Source organism: Schauerella aestuarii, from assembly GCF_009866805.1.
Lineage (GTDB): Bacteria > Pseudomonadota > Gammaproteobacteria > Burkholderiales > Burkholderiaceae_B > Schauerella > Schauerella aestuarii.
Genome location: NZ_SIZW01000038.1, coordinates 205,673 through 228,033, shown reverse-complemented (window position 1 = coordinate 228,033; position 22,361 = coordinate 205,673). Strand labels below are relative to the sequence as shown.

The 22,361-nt window shown below is 62.2% G+C and carries 12 protein-coding genes and 2 pseudogenes; 11 read left to right on the top strand and 3 right to left on the bottom strand.

Translation table 11 applies throughout. The annotated features are described in order from the left end of the window. Positions 1-115 precede the first annotated feature (115 nt). Both EYW45_RS02595 and EYW45_RS02590 read right to left on the bottom strand, forming a co-directional pair. Entirely contained in the window at positions 116-568 is a 453-nt protein-coding gene (locus EYW45_RS02595) for a DUF192 domain-containing protein (RefSeq protein WP_161133922.1), read from the bottom strand. 100 nt (positions 569-668) lie between these two features. Beyond that, positions 669-911, bottom strand: a complete 243-nt coding sequence (locus tag EYW45_RS02590) for a cold-shock protein (RefSeq protein ID WP_161133921.1) — start codon at positions 909-911, stop codon at positions 669-671. Positions 912-1,156: 245 nt separating this feature from the next. Between EYW45_RS02590 and clpS the strand changes: the two genes are divergently transcribed. The 9 genes and pseudogenes from clpS to EYW45_RS24985 form a co-directional block, all read left to right on the top strand. Then, a complete protein-coding gene (gene clpS, locus EYW45_RS02585; protein ID WP_161133814.1) occupies positions 1,157-1,471 on the top strand; it encodes an ATP-dependent Clp protease adapter ClpS in 315 nt (104 codons plus the stop codon). A 114-nt stretch (positions 1,472-1,585) separates the two neighbouring features. Continuing rightward, positions 1,586-6,841 (top strand): alpha-2-macroglobulin family protein, encoded by a 5,256-nt coding sequence (locus EYW45_RS02580; RefSeq protein ID WP_161133920.1) that lies wholly within the window; start codon positions 1,586-1,588, stop codon positions 6,839-6,841. Between the two features lie 77 nt (positions 6,842-6,918). Then, on the top strand, positions 6,919-9,120 hold the full coding sequence (pbpC, locus tag EYW45_RS02575; protein WP_202444568.1) for a penicillin-binding protein 1C: 2,202 nt from the start codon (positions 6,919-6,921) through the stop codon (positions 9,118-9,120). Between the two features lie 91 nt (positions 9,121-9,211). Next, positions 9,212-11,524: an ATP-dependent Clp protease ATP-binding subunit ClpA gene (gene clpA, locus EYW45_RS02570; protein WP_161133813.1), complete on the top strand. Its 2,313-nt coding sequence runs from the start codon at positions 9,212-9,214 to the stop codon at positions 11,522-11,524. A gap of 20 nt (positions 11,525-11,544) precedes the next feature. Then, positions 11,545-12,897, top strand: coding sequence for a paraquat-inducible protein A (locus EYW45_RS02565; protein WP_407924891.1), 1,353 nt, complete (start codon positions 11,545-11,547; stop codon positions 12,895-12,897). A gap of 186 nt (positions 12,898-13,083) precedes the next feature. After that, on the top strand, positions 13,084-14,679 hold the full coding sequence (locus EYW45_RS02560) for a PqiB family protein (RefSeq protein ID WP_161133918.1): 1,596 nt from the start codon (positions 13,084-13,086) through the stop codon (positions 14,677-14,679). Between the two features lie 2 nt (positions 14,680-14,681). Continuing rightward, entirely contained in the window at positions 14,682-15,362 is a 681-nt protein-coding gene (locus EYW45_RS02555) for a PqiC family protein (RefSeq protein ID WP_161133811.1), read from the top strand. 111 nt (positions 15,363-15,473) lie between these two features. Continuing rightward, a pseudogene (putA, locus tag EYW45_RS02550) lies at positions 15,474-19,008 on the top strand (trifunctional transcriptional regulator/proline dehydrogenase/L-glutamate gamma-semialdehyde dehydrogenase); the annotation flags it as partial. A 68-nt stretch (positions 19,009-19,076) separates the two neighbouring features. Further along, positions 19,077-19,301, top strand: a pseudogene (locus EYW45_RS24985) (hypothetical protein); the annotation flags it as partial. Between the two features lie 93 nt (positions 19,302-19,394). Here EYW45_RS24985 and EYW45_RS02545 read toward each other — a convergent pair. Then, positions 19,395-20,693, bottom strand: coding sequence for a zinc-binding dehydrogenase (locus EYW45_RS02545; RefSeq protein ID WP_161133809.1), 1,299 nt, complete (start codon positions 20,691-20,693; stop codon positions 19,395-19,397). Positions 20,694-20,787: 94 nt separating this feature from the next. Between EYW45_RS02545 and EYW45_RS02540 the strand changes: the two genes are divergently transcribed. Both EYW45_RS02540 and EYW45_RS02535 read left to right on the top strand, forming a co-directional pair. Then, positions 20,788-21,093, top strand: coding sequence for a DUF4148 domain-containing protein (locus tag EYW45_RS02540; protein ID WP_161133808.1), 306 nt, complete (start codon positions 20,788-20,790; stop codon positions 21,091-21,093). A gap of 51 nt (positions 21,094-21,144) precedes the next feature. Then, on the top strand, positions 21,145-22,281 hold the full coding sequence (locus tag EYW45_RS02535; protein WP_161133807.1) for a porin: 1,137 nt from the start codon (positions 21,145-21,147) through the stop codon (positions 22,279-22,281). Positions 22,282-22,361 lie beyond the last annotated feature (80 nt).

The window sequence follows — 22,361 nt, the reverse complement described above, 5'->3', positions numbered from 1 at the left end:
ACCGCGCTGGTGTCTAAGGCCAGCGCGGTTTTTTTATGGCTGCCGCGCCGCCTGGGCGACGATCAGCCGAGATGTGATGGATGCCGGCAGCGGCACTCGCCGCCTGCGGCGGGGCTCAAGGCAACCCTTCGACCTTCTGGTTATGCGTGATCCCGCGGGCCGCAAACCAGCCTTGCTCCATTTCCAGCGCGTAGCGCACGGCCTTGCGCGAACAGTGGGCATCTTCGGTTTGCGGCGCCATATTCTCGATATTGACGATCGTGCCGTCATCTTCGATGAATGCGATCGACAGCGGCAGCAGCGTATTGCGCATCCAGAAGCATTGCCGGTCGGGTTCGTCGAAAACGAATAACATGCCGTGATTGGGTGCAAGCTCCTGGCGGAACATCAGACCGGTGCTGCGTTTATCTGGCGTATTGGCCACTTCGGCCCGGATCACGTGGATCCCGGCGGACAACTCGGTGATCGGAAGTACCGGCGGCTCGGCGCGCGCCGCGGACGGGCTTGCGATAGACAGGGCGGCCAAGGCCGCCAGGGCGATCGGGCGAAGAAACTCAAGTCGGCGCATCACTGCGGTGACCCCTGGTGAATGATTTGGATCGGCAGAATACACCACGGCCCCGACGCTCGGTCAGGGCCGTGTCGCCGGCAAAACGGCACGGTTGCCGTCAAGCCGCCGTAATATTCAGGGCTTGCTTGCCCTTGGGGCCTTGAATGATCTCGAAAGCGACCTTTTGGCCCTCTTTCAAAGTCTTGAAGCCGTTCATCTGGATCGACGAAAAATGCGCAAACAAGTCTTCGCCACCGTCATCCGGAGTGATGAAGCCGAAGCCTTTTGCATCGTTGAACCATTTGACCGTGCCGGTCGATTTGGGATTGTCCCCAGATTGGGTTTCGGGCGTGTCTGACATGCGAACTGCCTCTTTTGAATCTGATCCTGTAGGCCACGGCGGTTTCGTCCTCTCCCGACATTTTCCGCCCTGGTTTTTCCGTGTTTCCCCGAGGCTCAAGCGAGCGCAATCCAACTGAAACAAAGAGTCGGCTGATCATGCGCTTGTTTTATTTCGGGCGTCAAGTATGGAAAGTCCGAATCCCAAGTGTAAAAATGTTGCAGTGGTCCACCGATCTTCCGGCAATTCCTTAAAATAATCTCCCTATGAATACCAGTGTCGACAACCAGCAGGATCTGATCGTTGAAAAAGAGGCGGCGCGCACAGCGCCACCGCCTATGTATCAGGTCGTGCTTTTGAACGATGACTACACACCGATGGAGTTCGTCGTCAAAGTGCTGAAGAAGTTTTTCGGCAAGGATGAAGAGGAAGCGACGCGCATCATGCTGCGCGTCCACCACGATGGGCGGGGGACGTGTGGGGTGTATCCCCGCGATCTGGCGGCAACGCGAATTGCCCAGGTCGCGCAGTATGCGCATGCACGCCAGCACCCGCTGCAATGCATCATGGAGCCGGTCTGACGCGGCTGGGGAGCCGCATGATCGACTTGTCATTTGCGGACCTGGCATAAGCCGGGCCGTTGGGAAACGTGCGCCGGCCTGATAACCGGTTGCATCTGAGGAGAGCACACGGTGCTGAATCGCAAGTCGGGTGGGCTGCTGGTCGCGGCCGTCGTTGTCGTGGCCGTTGCAGGCGTAGGTGGATGGCTTGCAGGTAAGAAATCAGATCGCACCGATGCGCCCACAGCGCCGGCGATCGCAACGGCGGATGGGCCACGCGATGCCGCTCGCGGCACCATAACGCCGGCGACGCCTGCCGCCGGCACCGCCGCCGCTGCCGACGGCGGCACCCCCGCATCGTCGGCCACCATTGCCGCGGGCACGCCCGATCCGTTTGCCGCCTTGCAATGCCAGGCGCGCCAATTCAACGATACGCTGGCTTTGGCCGTGAGCTTCACGCAGCCTGTCGACCGCCGCAACGACCTCTCGTCGTTCCTTGAGGTGGTCGATCTGGGCCAAGCCAAGTCGCAAAGCGACGAGGGTAGTGAGGCCAACGCATCCAACGGCAAGATTGCGGCGGGTGCGGCGGGCGAAAAGGGCAAGCGCATCGAGGGTAACTGGGTGGTGAGCGACAATCCGCGCACGATCTACTTCCCGTATGTCTCGCCCGACCACCGCTATGCGATTTCGTTGCGCGGCAACCTGCCCGCTGCGGCCGATAAGGTCACGCTCAAAGCGCCGGTGAACTGCGTGGTGGCCACCGAAGCCATGGCGCCGGCGTTCTTTTTCTCCAGCCGCGGCGTGGTTCTACCGGCGGGTCAGAACGGCGGCTTGCCGATCACGACTGTCAATACGCCCGAAGTGGATGTGCAGTTCCTGCGTGTGGCGCCCGAGAAGGCGCCTGCCTTGTACGAGAAAGTGCTCGGCGTGACCGGCGGCGCGCAAACGGCCACCGATGAAGACGAGAGCGAAGCCGACGACGAAGAGGACTACCGCGACTACGACGATCGCACCACTTCGCTCAAGGGGCTGGTCGGAAATTGGGATCTCGACCGCCTCAATACGCTCACCACCAGTGTCTATCAAGGCCGTTTCGTCACTGACGACAAGCCCAATCGTCGCCATGTGACGTTCCTGCCGGTCGAAACCATCAAGGAACTGCAGGAACCCGGCATCTATATCGCCGTGATGAGCCAGCCGGGCCGCTTTCGCTACGAGTATCAGGTCACTTACTTCTACGTGACCGACATCGGTCTGCATACCCGCCGTTATCAGGGCGGGCTCGAAGCCTTCGCGGTGTCGCTCAAAACCGGCAACCCGATCTCAGGCGCACGCGTCGAGATCGTGGACGGCGATGCCAAAGCGCTCGCCAACGCCACCACCGATGCGCAGGGCCATGTGCGTTTCGATGGCGACTTCGAGCGTGCCCGTCTCGTGCGTGCCTCGCGCGGCAAGGAAACCACCGTGCTCGCGCTGGGCGAGCCGGCATTGGACATGTCCGAGTATTCGCTTGGCGGTCATCCTTCGCGCAACACCAGTCTTTTCGTGTATTCCGGTCGTGCCCTGTATCGCCCGGGCGAGCAGTTCAATGTCTCGATCCTGCCGCGCGATGCCGACGGCCGCATCATGCCCGCCGCGCCGCTCACCGCCACGCTCAAGCGCGCCGATGGCCGCGTCGTGCAAACGTCGTTGTGGTCGCCGCAGGAGAAGATCGCCGGCTACGTGCAGCGTGAAATCAGTCTGCCCGCCGATGCCCAAACCGGCACCTGGACGTTGGAGTTGCGCGTCGATCCCGGCGCACGGGCGCCCGATGCATCCTGGACGTTCCAGGTTGAAGAGTTCCTGCCCGAGCGCATGAAGCTCGCGCTCACGCAAACCGACAAAACGCCCAAAATCGGCGATACCTTGACCATCGCCGTGCAAGGTGACTATCTGTATGGTGCCCCGGCGGCCGGCAATCGTTTGCTGTCGCGTTACCAGGTACGCCGCCAAAAGGAAGCCTTGCCCGATACCTGGCCGGGTTTCATCTTTGGCGATGTGGCCGACGACGACACCCGCACATCGGCCGATTTGCCGGAAGCCGAGTTGGACGACACGGGCGCGGGCGAGTTGGAGGTCGATCCCGGCCTGACCGACGCGCACTCGCCGATGCAGGTACGCGTATCTGCCAGCTTGCTCGAATCCGGTGGCCGCCCCGTGGTGCGCTCCATCGAAAGCACGTTCTGGCCCGCCGACAAATTGATCGGCGTGCGGCCGCTGTTCGACCGCAACGTGACGCGTGAAGGCACCGCCGCTGCGTTCGAACTGATCCGCGTGAGCACCGACGGCGCGGTGGCGCCGATCAAGGGCGCTCAAGTGCGCATGTTCCGCGAAGAGCGCCGCTATTACTGGCGCTACGACGATCAGCGCGGGTGGAACAGTGGCTACACCGAGACCGAAGATCTGCTCGATTCTCGCACCATCGATCTGGATGCGCGCACGCCGCTGTCGGTCCCGGTGGGTTACGGTCGCTACCGTCTTGAAGTGCGCGATCCCGAAACCGGGCTCACCGCGCGCTATCGCTTTTATGCCGGCTGGGGCGCGCAGGATGCCGAGTCGGTGGGTAACCGCCCTGACCGCGTACAGATGAAGTTGACCAACCTGCCGGCCACGCCGGGCAAATCGGTCATGCTCAATTTCACGCCGCCGCACGATGGCCAAGCCTTGATCACCGTTGAAAGCGACCGCCTGTTGTGGTCGAAGTGGGTGGATGCCAAGGCGACTGGCACCGATGTGGAGATTCCGCTCGATGCGGCCTGGAAGCGTCCCGATCTTTACGTGAGCGCCGTCGTGTTCCGTCCGGGGAGTGCAGGCGATCGGGTAACCCCGGCCCGTGCCGTGGGCATCACCCATCTGCCGCTTGATAATGCCGCACGCCGACTGGATGTGAAGATCGACGCCGCAACGAAAGTCGAGCCCGAAAAGCGCACCGAGGTCGCGATCAGCGTGCCGGGTGTGGCGGGCAAAACCGCACACGTGACCTTGTCTGCCGTCGATGTGGGGATCCTCAACATCACGCAGTACCGCACGCCGGATCCGTTCGATTTCTTCTTCGGCAAACACCGTTATGCCGCCGATTGGCTGGATATGTACGGCAAGCTGATCGAGAAAATGGATGGCACGTTGGGGCGCCTGAAGTGGGGCGGTGACGCTGCCATGCGCGGCAACAGCCGCAGCCTGCCCAAGAAGGTCAAGTTGGTCGATCTGTTTTCGGGACCCGTTGCGCTCGATGCGCAAGGTCGTGCCCGCATTCCGCTCGATCTGCCCGACTTCAACGGCACATTGCGCCTGATGGCCGTCGCCTTCACCGAAGATCAGTACGGGTCGTCCGATGCCGAAATGGTCGTGGCCGCACCGATCGTGGCTGAACTGAATACGCCGCGCTTCATCACGCCGGGTGACCGCGCTGCAGTGGCGCTGGATCTCACCAATTTGAGCGGTGCCGCGCAAACGGTCACCGTCAATCTGCGTGCCGATAGTCCGCTGGCCATCGCCGACGGTACCCGGACCGTGAAGTTGGCGGATAAGCAACGCACGACCGTGCGCTTCGAAGCCACCACGCTGGGTGCCAATGGTCTGGCGCTGGTGCACTTGACGGTCGACGCTGCGGGTGGGCCGAAGCCGATTCACATCGTGCGCGAATCGGTGTTGCAGGTGCAACCCGCATATGCCGCCCAACGCGTCGTGCGCCGCATGCGCGTCGGATCCGGCGAGTCGGTGCCGTTGCCGCCGGAAGTGTTGGCCGGGTTGTATCCCGACACGCTCACCGCCAGCCTTGCCGTGTCGTCCAAGCCGCCGATCAATATGGCGCGCCAGGTGCGTGAGTTGTTGTCGTATCCGTACGGGTGCACCGAGCAAACCATCAGCGCGTCGTTCCCGTGGTTGGTGATCGACGAACCCACCGCCGAGCGCTATGCCATCAAGGGCTTCACCGATGCCGCGCGCGCCAGCAAGGTGCGCGGTGCGATCGAACGTCTGGCCGGCATGCGCAATGCCGCCGGCGCCTATTCGTTGTGGGGCGATGCGGGATCGCGCGATGTGTGGCTGACGGCCTATGCCGTGGGCTTCATGCAGGACGCACGTGACCGCGGATACGACGTCTCCGAACGCGATCTGTCGCGGTCGCGCGATTGGTTGCTCGAGCAGGTGCAGCAGGCCCCCAACGTCTTTGGCACCTGGTCGCAGCGTTTGCAGATGGCCATGATCAACGGCAATGTCGCCAGCGGTGACGATAGCGTGTTGCGCGAGGATCATCGCCGCTTCGCCAGCTACGCGGCTGCCGCGCTGGTGCTGGCGCGAGACAAGCGTGCGCCGCTCTCCACCTTGCGCACGCTCTTCGACAACTATCAATTGCGCGCGCGCTCGCCACTGCCGTTGGTGCAGTTTGCGGCGGCGTTCAAGTTGCTCGGCGACGAGCCGCGTTCGCAGCAGGCCGCCACGATGGCCGAAGCGCGCAGCTACGGCATTCCGCGCAACGGCAATAACTTCAGCGGCGAAGACTGGCTGGGCGACTACGGCTCGAATACGCGCGATCTGGCGTTGTCGTATGCCTTGGCGGTGCAATACAAACTGCTCGAAGCGCGCCGCGAAGTGTGGCTCACCGATCTTTCGGATCGCGTGGGTCGCCGTCAATATCTGTCGACGCAGGAGCAGCTTGCCTTGGTCATGGCGGCCCGCGCCGCCGGCGGCGAAGGCAAACCTTGGGCCTTGACGGTCGCATCGGGGAGCGGACAGCAGATTCTCGAAAGCCGTACCGATCGCACGTTGACGCTCAAGCCGGAGGAACTAAGCACCCTGCAACTGGTCAACACCGGCAGCGAGCCTGTGTTCGCCGAGCTCGATGTGTCCGGCGTGCCCACCACGGCGCCTGCGCCGCGCCGCGATGTCATCCAGCTCAAGCGCACGTGGTATCTGCCGAATGGCACGCCGTGGAACGGCGGCGCACTCACCACCGGCGACATTCTCGTCGTGCGTGTGAATGCGCAGGCCCGCACCGCCATGCCGAACGCGCTGGTGGTCGATCGTGTGCCCGCCGGAATGGAAATCGACAACATGAATCTGTCGCAAAGTCCGGACATGGCCGACTGGACGATCGGCGGCAAGCGTGTGGCCGAAACCTTCAGCGATGCGCGCATCAAGCACCGCGAATTCCGCGATGACCGCTACGTGGCGGCTGTCGAACTAGGCCGCGGTGAAGTCGATGTGTTCTACATGCTGCGCGTGGTGACGCCGGGCCGTTACTCGGTGCCTGCCGTGGAAGCCGAAGACATGTACCGCCCCGAATTGCGCGGTGTGGGCGACGCGTGGCGTCCGGTCGAAATCCGCGACCGCACCGCCCGCGCGGCGCGCTGAACTTGGCGCGTTGACGTGGCGTGCGCGCGGTGAAGGCGGCAGTGAAGCCGGTGTCGGAGCCGGTGTCGAAGCCGGAACTGCCGCCGGGTCGCCGCGTCCACCCGTCGCCCGATAGCGGAAGACGGGCGTGGATAAAACGCACTGCCGTGGGCGTCGCGATTGCAGCGGTTGTGACGGCCGGGCTCTATACCGCCGACGCTCTCGATCCGCTACCGGCCATCGATACCGATGGGGCGGTGGTCGTGGTGGCGGCCGACGGCACGCCGCTGCGCAACTACCCATCGCGCGATGGCGTCTGGCGGTATCCAGTAGGCGTGAGCAACGTCTCGCCGTTGTACCTGCAGACGCTGCTCACCTATGAAGACCGTGCGTATTACTGGCATCCGGGCATCAACCCGCTGTCGTTGCTGCGTGCGGCAGGCCAGTGGGTTGGGGCAGGGCGCATCGTGTCCGGCGGATCGACGCTAACGATGCAAGTGGCGCGGCTCGTGGACCCCGACCTTGGGGCGCGGCCGTCGCGCGCGCTGTCCACCAAGCTGCGGCAAATGTGGCGTGCCGTGCAACTCGAGCTGCACTTCAGCAAGGATGAGATCCTCGGCCTTTACCTGGCACGTGCACCCATGGGCGGCATCGTCGAAGGCGCTGAGATGGGGTCGCGGATGTGGCTTGGCAAATCGATTGCGCACGTGAGCCCGGCTGAGGCTGCGCTGCTGACCGCATTGCCGCAGGCGCCGTCGCGCTTGCGCCCCGATCGTCATCCCGAACTGGCGCAAGCTGCGCGCGACAAGGTGATCGCGCGGATGGTCGAGCTCGGCCAGTGGACCGAGGCGCAGGCGGTCGACGCACGTATTGAAAACGTCGTCAGCCCGCCGTTGCGCGGCCGCTTCGTGGCTCCCTTGGCCGCGCAGCGCTTGCGCATGACGGGCAAGCGCGCCGATCCCACGCGCCCGGACGTGGTCGTGTCCACCCTCGACATGGACGCGCAGCTTACGGTGGAGCGCATGCTGCTCGATCGCGTCGATGCGTTGCCGCCGCACGTCTCGATGGCGGCGTTGGTGATGGATAACGATACGCTCGAGATCAAGGCCTATGCCGGCTCGGCCGACTTCGGCGACGACTCGCGCGCGGCCCATGTCGACATGGTGCGCGCCGTGCGGTCACCCGGCTCCACCCTCAAGCCGTTCTTGTATGCAATGGCCTTGGAAGATGGCCTGATCCATTCCGAGAGCCTGCTGCTTGACGTGCCGATGTCATTCGAAGGCTATGCGCCCGGCAACTTCCAAGCGTCGTTTTCAGGTCCGATCAGCGTGGCCGAGGCGCTGCAGCGATCGCTCAATGTGCCGGCCGTCGATCTGCTTGATCGCGTTGGGCCAACGCGCTTTGCCGGGCGCCTGATGGCCGGCGGCCTGCCGTTGCGCATGCCGGCCGGTGCGCAGCCCAACCTGAGCTTGATCCTGGGCGGGGGCGGCACCACGCTGGAAGAATTGGTAGGCGCTTATCGCGGCCTGGCGCGTGAGGGCCTGGCCGGCACGCCGCGTCTGTCGCCGCACGACCCCATGCGCGAATCGCGCATCTTGAGCCCGGGCGCGGCGTGGATCGTGCGCGACATTCTCGAGGGTGGGGGTAATCCCGATCGTCCATTTTATGCAGCCGCGTCATCCGGTCGGCGCATCGCCTGGAAAACCGGTACGAGCTTCGGCTTTCGCGACGCCTGGGCCATCGGGGTGACGGACAAATGGACGTTGGGCGTGTGGGTCGGCCGGCCCGACGGCACGCCCAATCCTGGGTTTTTCGGCGCCAACGTGGCCGCACCGTTGTTGCAGGACATCGTGGCCGCGTTGCCTGAAGGGTCTTTGCAGGCGCGCGTGCGGCCCGATACGGTATCGGTGGCCACCGTGTGCTGGCCGGGTGGCCAACGCGTGACGATCGCCCAGCCCTGTGCATCGCCGCGCACGGCCTGGGCCTTGAATAGCACGGTTCCGCCCGCATTTGCAGGATACGCGGAGGCTAACGAAGCGCCTCTGAGGTTGGTAGGCATATCCGAAGGTTCGCGGCTGCGACCCGTACCGGGCCTGGCGCAAGTGGATGTAAGCGTTCAGGCTGAGGGCGGCCGCGATACGTTATGGTGGATACTGGACGGCAAGGTGGTCGGGCAAACGCAAGCCGGCCAATCGTATACAGTGTCGTTAAGACAGAATGGTCGTTATGCACTGACCGTGATGGATCGGCAGGGGCGGTACGACCGGGTCAGTTTTGAAATCGCTGGCGTTGCGCCATGATCGGCATAGAATAGGATTCATCAATGCCATCATTTAAGCGGCGTTTTTTTCGGATGTGCTGTTTGTCCGCTTCGAAGTGTACGGAGGAAGCGTGATTTCCCAAGAGCTTGAAGTCAGCCTGCATATGGCTTTCGTCGAGGCCCGATCGGCCCGACATGAATTTATAACCGTCGAGCATCTGCTCCTGTCGTTGCTCGACAATGCCTCCGCGGTCGAGGTGCTGCGCGCGTGCGCCGCCAACATGGATGATCTGCGCCGTAATCTGCGCCAGTTCGTGAGCGAAAACACGCCCGTGATTCCCGCCGGTACCGAGGTGGATACCCAGCCGACGCTGGGATTCCAGCGCGTGATTCAACGCGCCATCATGCACGTTTCGGCGGGCGGCACGGGCAAGAAGCCTGTGACCGGTGCCAATGTGCTAGTCGCCATCTTCGGTGAAAAAGACTCTCACGCTGTCTACTACCTGCAACAGCAGGGAGTGACGCGCCTCGACGTCGTCAATTTCTTGTCGCACGGAATCACCAAGCAGCCCCAATCGGAAGCCGCGATGCCGCAGAAAGAGCCGCAAGCCAATGGTGAAGAGTCCGGCGAGTCGCGTCAGTCCGCGCTCGATCAGTTTGCGACCGATTTGAACGGCGCGGCCCTGGCCGGCAAGATCGATCCATTGATCGGTCGCGAAAACGAAGTCGAGCGTGTGATTCAAGTGTTGTGCCGCCGCCGCAAAAATAATCCTTTGCTGGTGGGTGAGGCGGGCGTGGGTAAAACCGCGATCGCCGAGGGCTTGGCATGGCGTATCACGCGTGGCGAAGTGCCTGAAATTCTTCAGGCGGCGCAAGTCTACTCGTTGGACATGGGTGCACTGTTGGCCGGCACGAAGTATCGCGGCGATTTCGAGCAGCGTCTCAAAAGCGTGCTCAAGCAACTGCGCGCCAATCCCGATGCCATTCTGTTCATCGATGAAATTCACACGCTGATCGGTGCGGGTTCCGCGTCGGGCGGCACGCTGGATGCGTCGAATTTGCTCAAGCCGGCACTGTCGTCAGGGCAACTCAAGTGCATCGGCGCCACCACGTATACCGAGTTCCGCGGCGTTTTCGAGAAGGATCACGCGCTGTCGCGCCGGTTTCAAAAGATCGACGTGCCGGAACCGAGCGTCGAGCAGACCGTTCAAATTCTGCGCGGCTTGAAGAGCCGTTTCGAAGAGCATCACAACGTGCGCTATTCGGCCGCAGCATTGACTGCCGCGGCTGAGTTGTCGGCGCGCCACATCAACGATCGTCATCTGCCGGATAAGGCGATCGACGTTATCGATGAGGCCGGTGCTGCGCAACGTCTGCTGCCGCGTTCGCGTCAGAAGAAAGTGATCGGCAAGACGGACATCGAAAATATCGTGTCCAAGATCGCCCGTATTCCGCCGCAGTCCGTTTCCAGCGACGATCGCAGCAAGCTTGCAACGCTCGAGCGTGATCTCGGTACGGTCGTGTTCGGTCAGGATGCAGCCATCGAAGCGCTCGCCGCAGCCATCAAGATGGCCCGGTCGGGTCTCGGCAAACCGGAGCGGCCGATCGGTTCGTTTCTGTTCTCCGGCCCCACGGGCGTGGGCAAGACGGAAGTGGCCCGGCAACTGGCGTTCACGCTGGGCGTCGAGCTGGTTCGTTTCGACATGTCCGAGTATATGGAGCGGCATGCCGTCTCACGTCTGATCGGTGCGCCTCCGGGCTACGTCGGTTTCGATCAGGGCGGCCTGCTTACCGAGGCCATTACGAAGCAACCGCACTGCGTGCTGTTGCTGGATGAAATCGAAAAGGCGCATCCGGATGTATTCAACATCCTGCTGCAGGTCATGGATCACGGCGCGCTGACCGACAACAACGGACGCAAAGCGGACTTCCGCAATGTGATTTTGGTGATGACCACCAATGCCGGTGCCGAAATGATGAGCAAGCCGTCCATTGGGTTCTCCAATGCGCGGGTTGCCGGCGACGAGATGGGCGAGATCAAGCGGTTGTTCACGCCTGAGTTCCGCAACCGTCTGGATGCCATTATTCCGTTCGGCGCGTTGTCGCGCGAGATCATCCTGCGGGTTGTCGACAAGTTCCTCATGCAGTTGGAAGATCAGTTGCATGAGCGTCGTGTCGATTCGGTATTCACCGACAAGCTGCGTGCGCACTTGGCGAAGGTCGGTTTCGACCCGCTGATGGGTGCACGCCCGATGCAACGTCTGATCCAGGACACGATCCGTCGTGCGCTGGCCGATGAGTTGCTGTTCGGCAAGCTGGTGGATGGCGGCGTCGTCACCGTCGATCTTGACGATGATGACAAGGTTGTATTGAGCTTTACCGAGAAGACCAAAAAGTCTTCTCAAGAGCCCAACGACAAACAGGAAGTTGAACTGGTCGATTGATGAGTGAATCTCCGCGACCTATGTCGCTGATTGCCTGCGAGCACTGCGGCAGCGTTTTTCAGCGACATGTGTTGTCGCGCGGAGAGACGGCCACATGCACCCGATGCGCCACACAACTGTGGCGCTTTAGTGCTTTGGGGCCGCCGCAGTGGCTCGCCCTGGTCGCCACGGCCTTGATCGTGTTCGCGATTGCAAATGCGTTCCCGGTTGCATCCATGAGCGTGCAGGGCATGACGCAGGATGCAACCCTGCTCGATGCCATTTCGATCACCTGGCGGCAGGGGCACGAGATTGTGTCGATCATGACCGGACTCGCCGGCTTTGCGCTGCCCTTATTCCAACTGCTGTTGCTCGCCTGGGTGCTGCTGCCGCTCGCGGCGGGCCGCCGGGCCCCGGGATTTTCAACCTCGCTGCGTCTGCTGGGGGTACTTGGACCCTGGTGCATGGTGCCGGTGTTTTTGCTCGGCGTCCTGGTATCGGTTGTAAAGCTGGCCGGCATGGCGTCTGTGGCACCGGGTGTGGGATTGGGCGCCTTCTTCATCCTGACGATATTTCTGACCTTGGTAGGACGTCTATCGCCGCATACCATCTGGCATTACGCCGAAGAGGCAGGTGTGGCAGAGGTGCACGTGCCCACGGCCGGACCGGGCGAGGCCCTCACCGGGTGCCACGTGTGCGGGCAGGTGCAGGCGATTGCTGTCCCTCATGACCACGCCGATCACCATTCCCATGGCGATGGCCTGGACACCGATAGTCCGGAGGCAACCGCCGCGCATCGCTGCATCCGCTGCAATGCGCACGTGCATTTCCGCAAACCCGATCACTTGACCCGCACGTGGGCGTTTCTGTTGGCCGCCGTGGTGCTGTACATCCCGGCAAATGTGCTGCCGGTCATGCAGATCGATAGTCTTCTGGGCGATAGCGCCCACACGATTCTGGGTGGCGTGATCGAACTTTGGCAGGGCGGGTCCTGGGATCTTGCGGCCATCGTTTTCGTGGCCAGCGTGGTCGTGCCGATGACGAAATTGTTGTCGTTGGGGGTGCTGGCATGGAAAGTGCAGACGCGCACCGGCGGCAACCTGCGGCAGCGCACGCGGATGTACGAGATTGTGGAATTGATCGGCCAATGGTCGATGCTCGATGTGTTCGTGGTCATCCTGCTGGCTGCCTTGGCAAACTTCCAGGGCTTCATGCAGATCAGTGCGGGAGCGGGCGCGGCCGCTTTCGGCATGGTGGTGATTGTCACGATGTTGGCAGCGATGAGCTTCGATCCCCGCCGGGCTTGGGACTACGCAACGGCCGACGATTTGGAAGAGGCGCAATCGGCCGATCCGGATGCCCGAACATCGGGATTGGAAACGCCGTACGCGTAATGTGGTTTAGAGAGAAGAAGGACAATAGTGGCTGAATCACCTACGCCGCCGGGCAAAGAACCGTCCGACGGCAGTGCGCAATCTTCTGCGCCAAAAACGACTGGGGCGCCTGCCGATGCGCAGGCTCCTCGTACCGGCTCGCCTGTGACGGCCGCCAAGCCTTCGGTCGTGCGCAAAAAGCGCCGGATGTCGTGGATCTGGTTGATCCCCATCGTGGCCGCGTTCGCCGGCTTCTCCTTGGTATTGCGCACTTGGCTCGAAACGGGCCCGCAAATTACGATTACTTTCGAATCGGCGGATGGCCTGGAAACCGGCAAAACGCAGATTCGCTATAAAGAAGTGAACATCGGCACGGTCAATAAGATCCGCTTGAGTGAGGATCGCAGCAAGGTCATCGTCACGGCCGATATCACCAAGGATGCATCCAGTCTCGCGCGCGAGGGCACCAATTTCTGGGTCGTGCGACCCCGCTTGGGCCTGAGCGGGGTGTCCGGTTTGGGCACACTGTTGTCAGGCGCCTACATCGGCACAGACGCGAAAGAGGGCGCGCCCGAATCGTTGGGGGCCACCAAAACCGAGTTTGTTGGATTGGAAACACCGCCCGAGGTGACTTACGATCGCCCCGGCAAGCGCTTCACACTCAGCTCGCGCGACCTGGGCTCGCTCGACGTGGGCTCGCCCGTGTACTACCGTCGCATCCAGGTTGGTCGCGTAATCGGTTATCAACTCGACGACAGTGGCCGCACGGTAAACGTCCAGATCTTTGTCGACGCGCCCAACGACAAATTCGTCACCACCGACACCCGCTTCTGGAACGCCAGCGGCGTGGACTTCTCGGTCAATGCCGAGGGCTTCAAGGTCAGTACACAATCGCTGCTCTCGGTCGCGATCGGCGGCGTCGCGTTTGAAAGTGTGGAAGAGAACGCACAACCGGCACAAGCCAACAAAAAATTCGATCTCTTTGCCACCGAAACGGCAGCGAAAGCCAAACCGGACGGCGAAGTGTTCCCGATTCGCATGCGCTACGATCAGTCGATCCGCGGCCTCGCGGTGGGTGCACCCATCGATTTCAATGGCATAACCTTGGGTTCGGTGTCGGGTATCACGCTGGATTTCGACAACAAGACCAAACGCTTCTTCGCCATCGTCGATGCGGATTTGTTCCCGCAGCGCTTGGGTGGCGTGTACGAGCGCATGCGTGCGATGGCCGAGCGTGAAGACGCGGAAGCCGGTGGCGGTTTGCCGGGTGATCGCCTGTTGCGGGCCATGGTGGATAACGGTTTGCGCGCGCAATTGCGCACGTCGAATTTGCTCACCGGGCAGCTCTACGTTGTACTGGGCGTATTCCCGGGTACAAAACCCGTCGAGTACAAGTCGACCAACCCGATGTCGATCCCCACGGTGCCGGGCAGTCTCGATCAGTTGCAGCAGCAAATCACCAATATCGTCGACAAGATCGAAAAGATTCCGTTCGACAAGATTGGCGAAGAACTGCGCAGCACGCTGGCCAGCACGTCGCGCGTGATGAATCGTCTCGACAAGCAAGTGGCGCCCGAGGCGACTGCCGTGCTGAAGGAAGCCCGCAAGTCGCTGGGCGATCTGAGCCGTTTGATGTCGCCGGATTCGTCCATCCCGATCAACACCGAGAAGGCGATGCAGGAGCTCACGCGCGCCGCCCGTTCGCTGCGTAACTTGTCCGACTACCTGCAAGCCAATCCCGAATCGCTGATTCGCGGTCGGGGTGAAGACGATATTCCCGGCGCGGGCCGGGTCAGGAATTGATGATGACGACGCTGTTTTCCGCTTTCCAATCCTGGCGCCGTCCGGCGGGCACGGCCGGCACGATCGCCGCCGCCTTGCTGCTCGCGGGTTGCGCGGCCTCGCCCACGGCGAACTATTACACCCTGGTGCCGGCAGCGCAGCCGCGTTCTGCACCGGCGGGTGGCGCACCCAACTATCTGATCGAAGTGCTGCCGGTGTCTGTGCCGTCGCAGGTCGATCAGCCGCAGATCATGCTGCGCGATGCGGCGGGGTCGATTACGCCGCGGTATTCCGAACGCTGGACGGCACCGCTGTCCGACGAATTGCACGATGCGCTGGCCGATGGCCTGACCCGTTCTTTGGGTGTGTTGGACGTCGACTCGGTCAAACCCGGGCGTGAAGATCCCGTGTGGCGCGTGCAAACGTCGATCAACCGCTTTGACTCAGTGCTCGGCGACGCGGCCATCGTTGATGCGACGTGGCGCTTGCGTCCTATCAATATTGCCGGTCCCGTGTTGCTTTGCCGCACACAGGTTCGTGTGGCGGCGGACGGGCCGGGCATCGACGGGCTGGTCCGTGCCCATCAAACGGCCGTTCAGGATCTCGCACTGACCATTGCCGGCGCTATCCGTAACGGCGCGCGATCAACGCCCTCCGGTGTGGGCAGCGCCCAGGTCTCGGGCTGCCACACGTCGGCCTCGTAGGAGAAGGCGCGGGTTGTACCTTCTAGAACAGAGGGTTAACCACTAATAGCCAAGGGTTGTACCGGTCTGTAAGATAGCGGTTTACTTCTAGCTGCTTCTTACAGGTTTCGAATGGCCACCTCCACATTGGGCGTCAAGGTTGACGATGCACTGCGCGACCGCCTACGTGACGCTTCCGAACGTCTAAAGTGCACCCCGCATTGGTTGCACAAGCAGGCACTGATCGCCTACATCGAGCGCATCGAACGCGGCCAATTGCCGCCTGAGATCGCGCATCTAGGCACCGAAGCCGAGATCGCTGCCGCCCATGAAGCCGACGAACCTGTCGCAGCCATCACCCCACCGTTTTTCGAGTTCGGCCAGGATGTGCAGCCGCAATCCGTGCTGCGCGCCGCCATCACGGCGGCCTATCGCCGTCCCGAACAAGAGTGCGTGCCGCTCTTGCTGGGCCAGGCCAAGATGCCGCAGCCCGAGAAGATCCACGCCATCGCCGAACGTCTGGTCAAAGCGTTGCGCGGCAAGCGCACCGGCGGCGGCGTTGAAGGACTGATCCAGGAATTTTCGCTTTCCAGCCAGGAAGGCGTGGCATTGATGTGCCTGGCCGAAGCGCTGTTGCGCATCCCCGATCGCGCCACGCGCGATGCGTTGATTCGCGACAAGATTTCGCACGGCGATTGGAAGTCGCACATGGGCGGCTCGCCATCGTTGTTCGTCAATGCGGCGACCTGGGGCTTGATGCTTACCGGCAAGTTGGTGGCCGTCAACAGCGAGCAAAGCCTGTCGCGCGCGCTCACCCGCTTGATTTCCAAGGGCGGCGAGCCGCTCGTACGCAAGGGCGTGAACATCGCCATGCGCATGATGGGCGAGCAATTCGTGTCGGGCCAGACGATCTCCGAAGCGCTGGCCAATAATCGCAAAATGGAAGCCAAGGGCTTTCGCTACTCGTACGACATGCTGGGCGAAGCGGCCACCACGGCTGAAGACGCCGAGCGTTACTACGCCTCGTACGAACAAGCCATTCACGCGATCGGCAAGGCCGGCGCGGGCCGCGGCATCTACGAAGGCCCTGGCATCTCGATCAAGTTGTCGGCTTTGCACCCGCGATATTCGCGCTCGCAATACGACCGCGCGATGACCGAACTGCTGCCGCGTGTGAAAGCACTCACGCTGTTGGCCCGCCATTACGACATCGGCTTGAACATCGATGCCGAAGAAGCCGACCGCCTGGAAATCTCGCTCGATTTGCTCGAAGCGCTGTGCTTCGACGCCGATCTGGCGGGCTGGAACGGTATCGGTTTCGTGATCCAGGCTTACCAGAAGCGTGCGCCTTTCGTGATCGATTATGTGATCGATCTGGCCAAACGCAGCCGTCATCGCCTGATGATTCGCCTGGTGAAGGGCGCGTATTGGGACAGCGAAATCAAGCGCGCCCAGATCGATGGCCTCGAAGGCTATCCCGTGTATACCCGCAAGGTGTACACCGACGTCGCTTACCTGGCGTGCTCACGCAAACTGCTCGCGGCGCCCGAAGCGGTGTACCCGCAGTTCGCCACGCACAACGCCTATACGCTTGCGGCGGTGTATCAGTTGGCCGGACAAAACTACTATCCCGGACAGTACGAATTCCAGTGCCTGCACGGCATGGGTGAAGGCCTCTACGACGAAGTCGTCGGCCCGCTCGCACAAGGCAAAATGAACCGGCCGTGCCGCATTTATGCGCCCGTGGGTACGCACGAAACGCTGCTCGCTTATCTGGTGCGCCGCCTGCTTGAAAACGGGGCAAACACCTCGTTCGTCAACCGCATTGGCGACGAGTCCGTGCCGATCGACGAACTCATTGCCGACCCCGTCGACACCGCGGCGCGCATCGTGCCGTTGGGTGCCCCGCATGACAAGATCCCGCTGCCGCGCGACCTCTATGGCACGCCGCAGTCCGGCGCTCGCGCCAACTCGGCCGGCCTGGACCTCAGCAACGAACATCGACTGAGCTCGCTGGCCGCTGCATTGCTCGCCAGCGCCGCCGCGCCGTGGCGCGCACAGCCGCTCGTGGGCGACGCAGCCGTCGCCTGGGATGATGCCCGCGCCAACGCCGTGCTCAATCCCGCCGATCATCGCGACACTGTGGGCTACGTGATCGAAGCCACGGAAGAGGAAGCCGCGGCCGCGTTGCGGCACGCGGCGCAAGACGCACCGATGTGGCAGTCGACACCGGTGGCCGAGCGCGCGCTGTGCCTGCGCCGGGCCGCGCAACTGCTCGAATCGCAGATGCAAACGCTGCTCGGCCTGATCGTGCGCGAAGCCGGCAAGTCCTTGCCCAACGCCATCGCCGAAGTGCGTGAAGCCGTGGACTTCTTGCGCTACTACGCCGATCAGGCCGAACGCGAATTCGACAATGCCACGCATCGCCCCTTGGGCACCGTGCTGTGCATCAGCCCGTGGAACTTCCCGCTCGCCATCTTCATGGGGCAGGTCAGTGCGGCATTGGCAGCCGGCAACACCGTGATCGCCAAGCCCGCGGAACAGACGCCGCTCATCGCGGCGCGTGCCATCAGCATCCTGCGCGAAGCCGGCGTGCCTGCCGGTGCCGTGCAACTGCTGCCGGGCCGCGGCGAAACCGTGGGCGCCTGGCTCGTTGCACGCCCCGAAGTACGCGGCGTGATGTTTACCGGCTCCACCGACGTGGCGCGCATCATTTCGCGCAGCCTCTCCACGCGCCTGGACGACTTCGGCCAAACCATTCCGCTCATCGCGGAAACGGGCGGCCAGAACGCCATGATCGTCGATTCCTCCGCACTTACCGAGCAAGTCGTATTCGACGTGCTCAGCTCGGCCTTCGATTCGGCCGGCCAACGCTGCTCCGCGTTGCGCGTGCTCTGTGTGCAGGAAGACAGTGCCGACACGGTACTCACGATGTTGCGCGGCGCGATGCGCGAATTGAAAGTGGGCAACCCCGATCACTTGTCCATTGACGTGGGCCCCGTGATCGACAACGACGCCCGCCAAGGCATCGACCGCCACATCAGCACCATGAAAGCTGCAGGCCGCCGCGTCGATCAAATCGCCTTGCCCGCCACGTGCAAGCAAGGCACGTTCGTGGCGCCCACGCTCATCGAAATCGAGAATTTCGGCGCACTTGAACGTGAAGTGTTCGGTCCGGTGCTGCACGTGTTGCGCTACAAGCGCGACGGCTTGAATGCGCTGCTGGACGACATCAACAGCTCGGGTTACGGCCTCACCTTCGGCGTGCATACGCGCCTGGATGAAACCGTGGCGCACGTCACCTCGCGCGTCCACGCCGGCAACATGTACGTCAACCGCAACATCGTGGGTGCGGTGGTGGGCGTACAGCCGTTTGGCGGGGAAGGGCTGTCGGGTACGGGTCCCAAAGCGGGCGGTCCGTTGTACATGTACCGTTTGCTGGCCACGCGCCCTGCCGGTCTGCCACCTGTGGCGCAATCCGTGTCGCCACTGGTGGAGCCGTTGGCGTTGCCTGGGCCCACGGGTGAGAACAACCTCTATCGCTGGGTGCCACGCGGTACCGTGCTGTGTGTGGCAGATACCGAGGCTGGCGCGAAAGCGCAGTGGGCGGCGGTATCGGCGACCGGTAATGCCGCGATTTTTGTGGATACCGCTGCGGGTCAGGCATTTGTGAAGGGCTTGCCGGCGCAGGGCGATCGCAAGGCTCGCGTTGAGCCGGAGAGCGCGATCGATACGGCAGCATTCGATGCGGTGCTGTTTGAGGGCGACGGCGATACGCTTTGCACGCTGAATGCGAGAGTGGCCAAGCGCGATGGCGCGATCGTGGCGGTGCAGGGATTGACGGCGGATGCGCTTGCGAATGGTGCCGGGTATGTGATGGACCGGTTGATTCACGAACGATCGGTGAGCATCAATACGGCAGCAGCCGGTGGGAATGCGAGTTTGATGTCGATCGGGTAAATGAGGGTTTCTTGCTCGATGAATGGCAGCCGCTCGGCTGCCATTCTTTATGGTCGAACGTCTGGTCAGAGGTCAAGATGGTCATTTTTTGGTTCAATGCTGCCGTCCCAAAGCAAAGTCGATCACGTAGCGATAGGGGGCGCGCGTCCTTCCTGCGATATTCGATATCTCCAGTGCTTGATCCGGTCTGATCACTTCGATTTCGGGCTTGATGTTGTGCGCGACGCAATCGTCGATCACCGCCTGCATCTCCGCCACGCTCCCGCCAGTGGACTCCGCAATGCTGCGGCGGCCGCGCGGCATATTGGGCGCCGGAAAATCCTGCAGTGCTTCAGTCGTCCCCAGATTGATCAGCGTGCCGTTCAACTTCAGCAGTGCCATGAAGTCCGATACTGAATAAGACTGCGGCACCGTCGATATCAAGACGTCGAATCGGTCGGTCAATCTGCTGAACGCTTCTTCATCGTTCCACAAGACAGCCTCACGCGCACCAAACCGCAGCGCATCCATTTTCTTCTCCGGCGATGTGGTGAATACCGTCACACCGGCCCGACGTGCCGCGGCGAGTTTTACCGCCAAGTGTCCGAGCCCGCCCATGCCGATCACACCCACACGCTGGCCCGGTTCCAATTTCCAGTGTTCCATCGCCGAATACACGGCGACCGCTGCGCCTAGGAGGGGCGCTGTTGCGGCCAGGTCGGCATTGTGCGGAATGCGAAGGGCGAACGGCTCGGTGACGACGATGTGTGGGGTCGATTTGCCGAATGAGCGCATCGGATGGTGCGCATGCTGATAATCGATGGTCGATACGGCACCGCTCTGGCAATACTGCGCGAGACCCGCAAGGCAACGATCGCATTGCCCGCATGAAGCCGCAAAAGTGCCCACGCCCACGATGTCGCCAAGCGCGAACGACGATACGGCGCGGCCGTGCGCCACGATGCGTCCGATGCTCTCCTGCCCAATCAACGGCTGGATTGACGCGCCATGCATGCTCGGTTGGCCATATTGAGTATCGCCCGGACGCATGCCCGCATACATCACCTCGATCAGAATTTCGTTGTGCGCCAACGCGGTGCTGTCGTGGTGCGCACGACAAGACGATCGCTGTGGAAATTCACCTTGTAGGTGGGTCGCGTGTGAAGCCTCGGTAGTGAGCGTGCTTGAAAAATCGAACGTGTTCGGGCGCATGAGGATGGCTCCTGGTTGGGCGAACGTCCTGCGACGCGGCGGATATTTCGTTGACGTGATGCAGTCGAACGTCGCGACGGTCGCGGGGACGACACTGGGTATGGACGCGACTTTACGTAAACGCGACTGACGCGAACTGGACGTTGAACCGACATTTCTGTCAGCTTGCCGCGCCTGACAGAAATGTCCGCCAGCCGTCATGGAGAGGTCAGTGACGGATCCATAAAGTGAGCGCCTGAGAACACGTCATCCGCGTGTTGCCACCATCCAGGCCACTCATCCTTACGGAGATCATGTGAAGACACACAGATTCAAGAATTTCATCCCCGCAGCCCTCGTCGGCCTCATTGCAATGGGCTCGGCGAGCGCGCAGTTTCAAGCGCCGACCCCGGCGCAGTCGGCGAGTACGCCCACGCGTGAAGCGGTGAAAGCCGATCTGCGAGCGTGGAAGGCCGCCGGGCTGGACGATGCGTGGCACACCGAGAGCACGCCGAATATCGAAGGCCCCGAGTATCGCGCGATGTATCAGCACTACATCGAACTAAGTGCGAAGCAGATTGGCGGTAGCGCTCAGCAGCAGCCTTCGCGTCAGCCACGATAAATCATTCGAGATGAACGCAACAGGCGATCATTTCGCCAGGGAGAAAGACGCATGAGAAAAGAAATCTGCGGCGCGGTATTAGGCGCTGTTGCATGGTCTGGCGTGCAGGCCGCCGAGAGTTCCGTCACGCTATACGGGCTTGTGGACGTCGGGGTTGGCTATGAATCTGTGGACGGTCCTAACGGCTTCTCGCAAAGTCGTGTGGGATTGGTCGACGGGGTGAACAGCGGATCGCGTTTCGGCATGCGGGGTGTTGAACAACTCGGCAACGGCACGCGTGCACTCTTCAACCTCGAAGCGGGTTTCAATCCGAGCAGCGGGCAGTCCGGGCAGGGCGGGCGATTGTTCGGCCGGCGTGCAACGGTCGGATTCGCCAACGATAGCTGGGGCACGATCGAAGTGGGGCGCCGCACGAACCTGGCGTCGGACTGGATCGGCGATGTGGTGAGTCCGTTCGGCACATCGTTTCGCACGGCCAATATCGGCACGACCTTCAGTGCCGCAAACACCATGAGGCTGGACAATCTCGCCATGTATCAGTCGCCCTCGATCGGGGGTATTCAGTTCGGCTTGGGCTACAGCTTCAACGCCGACTCATCACGCACCAACAATAATGGTCAGCAAACCGGTTTTGGCACCGGCGACAACAATCGTCTGCTGACGACGGCGCTTCGCTATAGCAATGGGCCGGTGTACGCGGCTGCGGCCTACGATCGGTTCACGCCCACAAATGCTGCCATCGGTGGGCAGTCGGACGCTCGGATCGAGTCCCTCATCTTGGGCGGTACCTACGACTTTCAAGTGGTGAAGCTGGGTTTGGCTTGGGGGCAGACCCGCGACGGTTGGTTCATCGGGCAGAACATGGGCACCACGCCAAATCGCGGCGATTACAGCGATCTGGGCACGTTTGCGCTACGACGTGGGTTCAAGGCGAACTCCACGATGGTGGGGGTGACGGTGCCGTTGGGCAGTGCAACGTCGGTGCTGTCGTCGTGGCAGCGATCGGATCCGAATTCGGCGTTACTGACCGGTGACGACGCCACAATGAATATCTACAGCGTGGGCCTCACCCACAACCTGTCGCAGCGCACGAATCTGTATGCGTACACGTCGTACGGCGATAATTATGCGTTCAATCGCGATGCGAGCAACCGCACAGTGGTCGCTGGCGTGCGCCACCGTTTCTAGGTCTTCCGCGAGGCCCGCCCGAAGTCTTGCCGGCCCGACCGAACCCATGCAGGCCCGATTGAAGCTGACAATTTTGTCAG

Coding starts and splice junctions, on each gene's coding strand:
- clpS (WP_161133814.1), top strand. CDS start 1,157: ATGAATACCAGTGTCGACAACCAGCAGGATCTGATCGTTGAAAAAGAG.
- EYW45_RS02595 (WP_161133922.1), bottom strand. CDS start 568: ATGCGCCGACTTGAGTTTCTTCGCCCGATCGCCCTGGCGGCCTTGGCC.
- EYW45_RS02560 (WP_161133918.1), top strand. CDS start 13,084: ATGTCGTGGATCTGGTTGATCCCCATCGTGGCCGCGTTCGCCGGCTTC.
- EYW45_RS02535 (WP_161133807.1), top strand. CDS start 21,145: ATGAGAAAAGAAATCTGCGGCGCGGTATTAGGCGCTGTTGCATGGTCT.
- EYW45_RS02545 (WP_161133809.1), bottom strand. CDS start 20,693: ATGACGGCTGGCGGACATTTCTGTCAGGCGCGGCAAGCTGACAGAAAT.
- EYW45_RS02565 (WP_407924891.1), top strand. CDS start 11,545: ATGTCGCTGATTGCCTGCGAGCACTGCGGCAGCGTTTTTCAGCGACAT.
- EYW45_RS02590 (WP_161133921.1), bottom strand. CDS start 911: ATGTCAGACACGCCCGAAACCCAATCTGGGGACAATCCCAAATCGACC.
- EYW45_RS02555 (WP_161133811.1), top strand. CDS start 14,682: ATGACGACGCTGTTTTCCGCTTTCCAATCCTGGCGCCGTCCGGCGGGC.